8 protein-coding genes are annotated in these 8,888 nt (G+C 68.7%); 5 read left to right on the forward strand and 3 right to left on the reverse strand.

Going from position 1 to position 8,888, the window contains the following annotated elements; all coding sequences use genetic code 11:
• Nucleotides 1-157: 157 nt before the first annotated feature.
• The 3 genes from VGD20_RS09800 to tsaD form a co-directional block, all read right to left on the reverse strand.
• Nucleotides 158-1,699 (reverse strand): lipopolysaccharide biosynthesis protein, encoded by a 1,542-nt coding sequence (locus VGD20_RS09800; protein ID WP_331134261.1) that lies wholly within the window; start codon nucleotides 1,697-1,699, stop codon nucleotides 158-160.
• A gap of 76 nt (nucleotides 1,700-1,775) precedes the next feature.
• Nucleotides 1,776-2,768, reverse strand: coding sequence for an NAD(P)H-dependent glycerol-3-phosphate dehydrogenase (locus tag VGD20_RS09805; protein WP_331134262.1), 993 nt, complete (start codon nucleotides 2,766-2,768; stop codon nucleotides 1,776-1,778).
• Nucleotides 2,765-3,799 carry a tRNA (adenosine(37)-N6)-threonylcarbamoyltransferase complex transferase subunit TsaD gene (gene tsaD / locus VGD20_RS09810; RefSeq protein WP_331134263.1) on the reverse strand — a complete coding sequence of 345 codons (1,035 nt, stop codon included), beginning with the start codon at nucleotides 3,797-3,799 and terminating at the stop codon, nucleotides 2,765-2,767. The genes VGD20_RS09805 and tsaD overlap by 4 nt, the downstream gene beginning before the upstream one ends.
• A 64-nt stretch (nucleotides 3,800-3,863) precedes the next feature.
• Here tsaD and hemC point away from each other — a divergent pair, with 64 nt between their 5' ends.
• From hemC to VGD20_RS09835, 5 genes are read left to right on the forward strand one after another with little or no spacing between them, the layout of a single operon-like run.
• Entirely contained in the window at nucleotides 3,864-4,811 is a 948-nt protein-coding gene (gene hemC / locus VGD20_RS09815; protein WP_331134264.1) for a hydroxymethylbilane synthase, read from the forward strand.
• The gene (locus VGD20_RS09820) at nucleotides 4,808-5,497 is read left to right on the forward strand and encodes a uroporphyrinogen-III synthase (RefSeq protein ID WP_331134265.1); all 690 of its coding nucleotides are present in this window, start codon (nucleotides 4,808-4,810) and stop codon (nucleotides 5,495-5,497) included. Before hemC ends, VGD20_RS09820 begins: the two co-directional genes overlap by 4 nt.
• A gap of 19 nt (nucleotides 5,498-5,516) precedes the next feature.
• On the forward strand, nucleotides 5,517-6,437 hold the full coding sequence (locus tag VGD20_RS09825) for a mitofilin family membrane protein (protein ID WP_331134266.1): 921 nt from the start codon (nucleotides 5,517-5,519) through the stop codon (nucleotides 6,435-6,437).
• A 38-nt stretch (nucleotides 6,438-6,475) separates the two neighbouring features.
• A complete protein-coding gene (locus VGD20_RS09830) occupies nucleotides 6,476-7,678 on the forward strand; it encodes an acyl-CoA dehydrogenase (protein WP_331134267.1) in 1,203 nt (400 codons plus the stop codon).
• Complete coding sequence (locus VGD20_RS09835; protein ID WP_331134268.1) at nucleotides 7,671-8,816, forward strand: CaiB/BaiF CoA-transferase family protein; 1,146 nt, start codon at nucleotides 7,671-7,673, stop codon at nucleotides 8,814-8,816. Before VGD20_RS09830 ends, VGD20_RS09835 begins: the two co-directional genes overlap by 8 nt.
• The last annotated feature ends 72 nt before the right edge of the window (nucleotides 8,817-8,888 follow it).

Here is an 8,888-nt window from a genome sequence, read left to right on the forward strand (position 1 = left end):
GCTGCCGATAGGGATGTGCACCCCGGCGAAAGCCGGGGCCCAGAGCGTAATCGCGCAATGCCAGCCTTCTGACGCCATGGACCCCGGCTTTCGCCGGGGTGCACAAAAGGGTCCGCTCTCCACCCCAAAACAGACATTCGCGCTTATGGAGACGGGTTCAGCCGCCAGTCTCCGCCGTTTCCGGATGCTTCTTGAAGAGCGCCCGGTCGGCGGGACCGAAGCCGCGCGTCCAGATCAGCCAGGCGTAAATGCCGAGAATGAAGGGGACGCCGACCAGCAGCTCGGCCCATTCGGGGAGCTGCGTCGCGCCCCAGCCGAGGACCGCCGCGCCCGCGGTCGCCCAGACGAGCGCCCAGCGCAGGCTGTTCACCGGCGCGCCGAGGACATGCGCGAGCAGTCGCGCCTTGACCACCGACGCAAAGCCGAGCGCGAGCATCAGCGCGAGCGCAACCGCGCCGGCATAGGTGATCGGCGGCAGGCCCATCGATTTGGCAATCAGGATCAGCGCGACGCTGAGCGCCGCCTGCAACGCGAGCGTCGCGATGCTGATCAGCAGGTTGCGGTGGCGCGCGACATAGACGAGCGCCGCCTCGCTGACGACCGCAGTCGCGGCGACGACCTCGGCAGCGAGCAGAAAGGCGAGCGCCGCGGTGCCGCTGACGAATTCGGGACCGACGAGGCCCATCACCGCCTCGCCCGGGATGCCGAGTGCGAGCGCGACGCCGGCCTGTGCGGCGATGATCCAGAAACCGACCTGGCTGACTTGTGCCGCCACGGCGGCAAGCCGGTTTTCGGCAAGGTTGCGCGTGATCACGGGGCCGAGGATCGGCTCGAAGCTGGTCTTGAGCTTCTGCGGCAGCGAGGCGACCTGCTGCGCCATATAATAGATGCCGTAGATCGTCGGCGAGGTGAACTGGCCGAGAATGAACAGGTCGAGCCGCCGCGTTCCCCATTCGATCGCGTCGGCGGCGGCAAGCGGTGCGTTGCGCCGCGCAACTGCAATCAGATGCGCGGGGTGCGGCTGCCACCCGTGCGGACCGCCGTAATGGCGGAGCATCGGGATCAGCGCGGTGAGGAAGGCACCGAGCATGGCGGCGGCGTAGGACAGCATCAGCCCGTCGCGCGCCGAGACGAACCAGAATCCCGCCGCCGCGGCGCTGATTACCCACGGTTCGACGATCGCGCGTGCGCGGACGGTCGCGCCGATGTCGAATTTATAGGCGCAGGCAGCGAGCGCGATGTCGGTGCCGGCGATGGCAAAGACGAGCAGCGCCATCCAGCGGTCGGTGCTGTCGATCCCGCCCGCCGGATACATGAGCTGCGGAAAGAGGAGGAGGAGCGCGGAGCCCGTCGCCGAAGCGAGGAACGCAACGAACATGCCGTCCCACACGGCGGTGCGATGGTCGGCGCCGGGCGCGCTCAATTGCTCGGCAAGGCCGCGTTTCAGGCCCAGCGTCGCGAGCTGCGCGACCAATTCGATGACCAGCACAGCAAAGGCGAAGCGCCCGACCGCTTCGGGTCCGTACCAGCGGCCCGCCACATAGAGGAAGGGCAGGCGCGCGACGAGGCGCAGGATGAAGCCGAAGAAATTGGTGCGTCCGCCCTTGGCAAGCGCCGCCGTGTCCGCATCGCGCGGGGGCGCGTCTGCGGAGGAAGGAGGGGGCGATTGGGGCGCGGCTGCGCTGTCCGTCTGGCTCAAGCCTGGCGCCCCTTCTGCTTTGCCCTGCCGTGCAGTCTAGCGCGGTCGAGGGGGGCAGGCAATTGTATGTGGCAATTCATCGCCCTTCGGGTCGCAGCGGACGGCTGAGCAAGGCCTGAATGGCCTCGGCGACGCGCGTTTCGCCGGCGACGAGGCGCGCGACGGTTTCGGTGATCGGCATGTCGATGCCGTCGGCACGCGCCGCCGCCGCCACGACGGGGGCGCTGAACGCGCCCTCGGCGACGGTGCGGCGATCGGCCATCAATGTCTCGGCCGCCTCGCCGCGCCCGAGCCCCTGGCCGAGCGCGAAGTTGCGCGAGTTCGACGAGGTACAAGTCAGGACAAGGTCGCCGAGTCCGGCGAGTCCCGCGAGCGTTTCGGCCTGTGCACCGAGCGCGAGGCCGAAGCGCGTCATTTCGGCAAAACCGCGGCTGATCAGCGCGGCGCGCGCGTTAAGCCCCAGCCCGGCGCCGTCGACGATACCGCAGGCTATTGCGAGGATATTCTTGACCGCGCCGCCGATCTCCGCCCCGATGACGTCGGTCGAGATATAGGGCCGGAAGTGCGGACGTGCGAGCGCCTGCGCAATGTTTGCGGCAAGGTCCGCGTCGGCGGCGGCGAGCGTGATCGCGGTGGGCAGGCCCGCGGCGACTTCATGCGCAAAGGTCGGGCCCGAGAGGACGGCGTGCGGGCGCTGCGGCGCAAGGTCGCGCGCCATGTCGATCGGGAAGGCGAAGCTGCCCGCTTCCATGCCCTTGCTGCAGAAGATCAGCGGTGCGTCGCCCGGCGGCAGTTCGGCGAGCACGGCACGCAGGAACGGCACCGGGACGACGACAAGCAGCGCGTTGAGATTCGCTATCTCGGCAAGGCTGGTCGTTGCCGTCAGCGAGGGTGAGAGCGCGGCGCCGGGAAGGAAAGCCGGATTGCGATGCTCGGCATTGATCGCGGCGACGACATCGTCCTCGCGCGCCCACAGGCGCACCGGCGTTCCATCGGCGGCGAGAAGCTGCGCGAGTGCGGTGCCCCACGCGCCGCCGCCGATCACGCCGAAACGGGCATATGACGTCATGCTTTCACTCCTGCGCCGCGCACGGCTTCGGCTGCGGGATCGAGCGGCCAGCGCGGGCGCGCGGCCACCGAGAGATCGTCGGTCAGGCCGGCGGCGAAACGCTCGGCCCCGGCCCAGGCGATCATCGCGCCATTATCGGTACAGAGCCACAGCGGCGGCGCGACAAAAGCCTTGTCGAAGCGATTTGCGAGGTCGGTCAGCGCGGTACGGATCGCGCCATTGGCGGCGACTCCGCCGGCGACGACGAAGGCGGTCGCGTCGGGGCACGCGGCGAGAGCGATTCGGCTGCGGTCGACGAGGCAATCGACGACCGCTTGCTGGAAGGATGCGGCGAGATCGGGGATGCCATGCTCGCCGCTCGCGGCGGCGCGCGCGACGGCGCTCTTGAGTCCCGCGAAAGAGAAATGCGGTTCGGCGCTGCCGACGAGCGGGCGCGGGAGAGGAACCGCGCGCGGGTTGCCCTCGGCGGCAATACGCTCGACTGCCGGCCCGCCGGGATAGCCGAGGCCCAGAAGCTTCGCGGTCTTGTCGAACGCTTCGCCCGCGGCGTCGTCGATCGTCGTGGCAAGGCGGCGGTAATCGCCGACGCCGCGCACGAGCAGCAACTGGCAATGGCCGCCCGAGACGAGCAGCAGCAGATAGGGGAATTCAAGGTCGGGATCGGCGAGGCGCGGGCTCAAGGCATGGCCTTCGAGATGGTTGACCGCGATCAGCGGCTTGTTCGCCGCGTGCGCAAGTGCCTTGCCGGTGACGAGCCCGACCATCACGCCGCCGATCAGCCCCGGCCCGGCGGTCGCGGCGATCGCATCGACATCGGCGAGCGACACGCCGGCATCGGCGAGCACGGCTTCGACGATCGGCGCGAGCCGGTCGACATGCGCGCGCGCCGCGATCTCCGGAACAACGCCGCCATAGGGGCTATGTTCGGCCTCTTGCCCCGCGACGCGCTGCGCCAAAATGCGCCGCTTGCTGTCGACAAGCGCTGCCGCGGTCTCATCGCAGCTCGATTCAAGGCCGAGGATCAGGGTCATATTGTTGCGCGTTCCTTTACCCGCCCCTTTATCGGCAGGGCAAGCCGCGCTAGCAGCGGGGACGATGAACCAGTTTCCAACCCCCGAAAACCCGCTGCGCATCGGCACCCGGGCGTCGCCGCTGGCGATGGCCCAGGCGCATATGGCGGCTGCGGCGCTGATTGCCACCCATGGCATCGATTTGGCGGCGCTTGAAATCGTGCCGATGACAGCGACGGGCGACAGGATCCAGGACCGCGCGCTCGCGGAGGTCGGCGGCAAGGCGCTGTGGACGCGCGAACTCGACGCGGCGCTCGACGCCGGTGCGATCGATATCGCGGTCCATTCGCTGAAGGATGTCGAAACGCTCCGCGATGCGCGCTTTTTCCTCGGCGCGATGCTCGAACGCGCCGATCCGCGCGACCGGCTGGTGGTGCGCGAGGGGATTGCTGCAGCGACGATCGCCGACCTGCCGCACGGCGCGCGGCTGGGAACGAGCAGCCCGCGGCGCGCGGCGCAAGTGAGGCGGATCCGTCCCGACCTCGAAACATTATTGCTGCGCGGCAACGTCGCGACGCGCCTCGCCAAGATCGCGGGCGGCGACGCCGACGCAACCCTGCTGGCGGCGGCGGGTCTCGATCGGCTGGGGATGCACGATGTCGGCACGGTGCAACCGGTCGAGATGCTGCTTCCCGCGGCGTCGCAGGGCGCGATCGGGATCGAATGTCGCGGCGACGATGACGGCGTGCGCGCGTTGCTCGCGCCGATCGACCACGCGCCGACACACCAGGCGGTGGCGGCCGAGCGCGCCTTCCTCGCGGCGCTCGGCGGCGATTGCCGGTCGCCCGTCGCGGCCCACGCGCATTGGCAGGATGACGGCAAGCTGCGCCTCGATGCCGAGATTTTCTCCGACGATGGCGCCGACCATGCCGCGGGGCATGTCCTTGTCGCCGGGCCCGGGGCGGCCGGGGAACTCGCGCATCGACTGCTCGGCGAGGCGCCCGAAAGCGTGCGACGCCTGTTCGCGGCATGACCGAGAGCCCGCCGCTGATCGTCACACGGCCCGAACCGGGCAATGCAGCGACGGTCGGGCGGGCGCAGGCGCTGGGGTTCGACGCGCACGCGATCCCGCTTTTCGCCGCGCGACCGCTCGAATGGGCGGTTCCCGCGGCCCGCGATTTCGATGCGTTGCTGCTGACCAGCGCTTTGGCTCCGGACATGGCCGGACCCGACCTCGCGCGCATCGCATCGTTACCCGCCTATGCCGTCGGCGCGGCGACTGCACGCGCCGCCGATGCGGCTGGATTGACAGTCGCGATGACCGGATCGGCCGGCGCGCAGCAGCTTCTTGACGCTATGACGTCAGGAAAAATCCGTAATATATTATGGCTTTGCGGTCGCGACCGGTCCGAATTCGACGCGCGGGGCGCCGCCATCGAGGCGCGGCCTTGCTATGCCGTCGATCCCGTACCGCCGCCCCCCGACTGGTCCGAATTGATCGCGGCGCCGGCGGTTCTGCTTGCGCATTCGGTGCGCGCGGCGACGCGCATTTCGGAGCTTGTCGGCGACGCGCGCGGGCATCTGGCGCTGGTCGCGATCAGCCCGCCGGTCGCGGCAGCGGCGGGCGGCGGCTGGGCCCGGCTTGCCGTTTCGGAACAGCCCGACGACGCGGCAATGTTGGCACAGGTGCGTGCTTTGTGGCACAAGGGCGCAAAATAGGGTCGTTCGAAAGAGAAACATGGCAATCGACAGCATCGACACCTCCTCGCCCGCGCCCGTGCCGGTGGACGAGGCGGTTCCGGCAAGGGGACTATCGTTTCGCGCCCTCGCCATTGGTGCCTTCCTCCTGCTTCTGGTCGGCATTGCCGGCGGCGGCTGGGCGGTGAACCGCTGGCTGACGGGGAATGACAGCATCCCGGTCGCGAAAATGATCGAATCCCCCGGCGGCGCGGCAAACCCGCTTCCGGTTGCCGCCGCCGCAAAGGCGGCCGGCGCCGGCGAGCCTCTGGTGGTGGCGCCGGTCGACGGCGCCAACGCACTCGCGGCGCGCGTCGCCGAACTCGAACAGCGCCTGTCGCGCATCACGCTCGAGGCCGAATCGGCTTCAGGCAACGCCTCGCGCGCCGAAGGGCTGCTTGTCGCCTTTGCCGTGCGGCGCGCGCTCGATCGCGGCCTGTCGCTCGGTTATCTCGACGCCCAGCTGCGCCTGCGCTTTGGCGACGACCAGCCGAATGCGGTCAAGACGATCATCGACACGTCGCGCGAACCGGTGACGCTCGAACAGCTTCGCGCCGGGCTCGACACGCTGGCGCCGCAGCTCGTCGGGCGCGGCGGCGACGGAAACGGTAGCCTGTGGACCGGGCTTCGCCGCGAACTCGGCGAATTGTTCGTCGTGCGCGCCGCGGGGACGCAATCGCCGCGGGCTTCCGAACGGCTCGATCGCGCGCGGCGCTATCTGGGCGCGGGGCAGGCCGATCAGGCCATTGCCGAGGTCGAGGCGATGCCGGGCGCCGCGGCTGCGAACGACTGGCTGATCGACGCACGGCGCTATCATGAAGCGCGGCGCGCGCTTGACCTGATCGAGACGGCGGCGATATTGGAGCCGCGCGACAGCCCCGCTGCCGCGCTGGCCCGAAAAACGGCCGAACCGACCCCGTAGCGACCCGTCCATGGGTCGCTTTTGAAGAAAGCTGACCCATGGCCCTCGCCGATCCGCAGCGCATCGAAGCGCTCGACCCGCTCGACCCCCTCCAGCTCGACGCCGAACTGAGCGAAGAAGAGCGGATGGTCCGCGATACCGCGCGCGCCTATGCGACCGATGCGCTGTTGCCGCGCGTTACCTCGGCGTTTCTCGACGAGCGTTTCGACCGCGAGATCATGTCCGAAATGGGCGCGCTCGGCCTGCTCGGCGCGACGATCGATCCCGAATATGGCGGCGCGGGCCTCAACTATGTCAGCTATGGCCTCATCGCGCGCGAAGTCGAGCGCATCGATTCGGGCTATCGCTCGGCCTGCTCGGTGCAAAGCTCGCTCGTGATCCACCCGATCAACGCTTATGGCAGCGAGGAACAGAAGCGCAAATATCTGCCCGGGCTGACCTCGGGCGAACTCGTCGGCTGTTTTGGCCTGACCGAACCCGATGCGGGCAGCGACCCCGGGGGGATGCGCACCCGCGCCGAAAAGGTCGAAGGCGGCTATCGCCTCAAGGGCGCGAAGATGTGGATCACCAATTCGCCGATCGCCGACGTCTTCGTCGTGTGGGCGAAGTCCGACGCGCACGATGGTGCGATCCGCGGCTTCGTGCTCGAAAAGGGCATGAAGGGCCTGTCGGCGCCGAAGATCGAGGGCAAGGTGAGCCTGCGTGCTTCGGTGACGGGCGAGATCGTCATGGATTCGGTCGAGGTTGGCGAAGACGCGCTGTTGCCGCATGTGTCGGGGTTGAAGGGACCGTTCGGCTGTCTCAACCGCGCGCGCTACGGTATCGGCTGGGGTGCGATGGGCGCCGCCGAATTCTGCTACGAAGCCGCACGCAACTACACCGGCGAGCGCAAGCAGTTCGGACGCCCGCTCGCGGCGAACCAGATCGTGCAGCTGAAACTGGCGAATATGCTGACCGAGATTGCGCTCGGTACGCAGGCGGCGCTGCGCGTCGGCCGGCTGATCGACGAGGGACGGCTCGTCCCCGATGCGATCAGCCTCCTGAAGCGCAACAATTGCGGCAAGGCACTCGATATCGCGCGTGTCGCGCGCGATATGCATGGCGGCAACGGCATTTCGGCCGATTATCATGTCATACGCCATGCGGTGAACCTCGAGACCGTGAACACCTATGAGGGCACGCACGACGTCCATGCGCTGATCCTCGGGCGCGCGATCACCGGTATTTCGGCCTTTGCCTGAGCCGCAAGGCGTAAAACCTCTGGAGGGCATCCGCGTCGTCGAACTGGCGCGGGTGCTTGCCGGGCCCTGGTGCGGGCAATTGCTCGCCGACCTGGGCGCCGAGGTCGTCAAGGTCGAGCGGCCGGGTGCGGGTGACGACACGCGCAGCTGGGGGCCGCCGTTCGTCATGGGCGCGGGCGGCGAGAATCTCGGCGCGGCCTATTATCACAGCTGCAACCGCGGCAAGGCCGGCGCGGCGATCGATATCGCGACGGCGGAGGGGCAGGCCAGGGTTCGCGCGCTGATCGCCGATGCCGACGTGGTGATCGAGAATTACAAGGTTGGCGGGCTCGTCAAATATGGCCTCGATCCGGCGACCCTCCGTGCCGATTTTCCGCGGCTGATCGTCTGTTCGATCACGGGCTTCGGGCAGACGGGCCCCTATGCGCATCGCGCGGGTTATGATTTCATCATCCAGGCGATGGGCGGCGCGATGTCGCTGACCGGCGAACCCGACGGCGCGCCGCAGAAGGCGGGAATCGCCTATGCCGATATCTTCACCGGCATGTATTCGACCGTCGCGATCCTTGCTGCGCTGCGACGCCGTGACGTCACGGGGAAGGGCGCGCATATCGATATGGCGCTGCTCGATTGCCAGGTTGGCGTGCTCGCCAACCAGGCCGCCAATTATCTCGCGAGTGGCGTATCGCCGCGGCGGATGGGCAACGGTCACGCCAATGTCGTGCCCTATCAGGCGTTCGCGACCGCCGATGGCCAGTTGGTGATTGCGGTCGGCAACGACGGCCAGTTTCGCAAATTATGCGCGATCCTCGGCGTGCCCGACTGGGCGGCCGACCTGCGCTTTGCCACCAACGCGGCGCGGCTCGCGAATCGCGGCGAACTGATCCCGCTGCTCGCGGCGAAGATCGCGACATGGGATGCGCAGCGCCTGTCGCTGGCGCTCGAGGCCGAAGGCGTGCCCGCGGGGCCGATCAACGATATCGCCGCCGTTTTCGCCGACCCGCAGGTGCAGGCGCGCGCGATGCGGTTCCGGCCCGACGGCGCGTCGGTCGACGGGCTGGCGAGCCCGATCGTGATCGACGGCGAACGCATGGTTGCCGGGGGCGGGGCGCCCCGGCTTGGTGGGCAGGAGCAATAAGGCGGGTTTCGACCGGGAGTTGTCATAAATAAAGCCGTCGCCCCCGCGAAGGCGGGGGCCGCTGGAGAGGTG

This window comes from Sphingopyxis sp. (assembly GCF_036402335.1).
In the GTDB taxonomy this organism is placed as follows: domain Bacteria; phylum Pseudomonadota; class Alphaproteobacteria; order Sphingomonadales; family Sphingomonadaceae; genus Sphingopyxis.

Coding starts and splice junctions, on each gene's coding strand:
- VGD20_RS09805 (WP_331134262.1), bottom strand. CDS start 2,768: ATGACGTCATATGCCCGTTTCGGCGTGATCGGCGGCGGCGCGTGGGGC.
- tsaD (WP_331134263.1), bottom strand. CDS start 3,799: ATGACCCTGATCCTCGGCCTTGAATCGAGCTGCGATGAGACCGCGGCA.
- hemC (WP_331134264.1), top strand. CDS start 3,864: ATGAACCAGTTTCCAACCCCCGAAAACCCGCTGCGCATCGGCACCCGG.
- VGD20_RS09820 (WP_331134265.1), top strand. CDS start 4,808: ATGACCGAGAGCCCGCCGCTGATCGTCACACGGCCCGAACCGGGCAAT.
- VGD20_RS09825 (WP_331134266.1), top strand. CDS start 5,517: ATGGCAATCGACAGCATCGACACCTCCTCGCCCGCGCCCGTGCCGGTG.
- VGD20_RS09830 (WP_331134267.1), top strand. CDS start 6,476: ATGGCCCTCGCCGATCCGCAGCGCATCGAAGCGCTCGACCCGCTCGAC.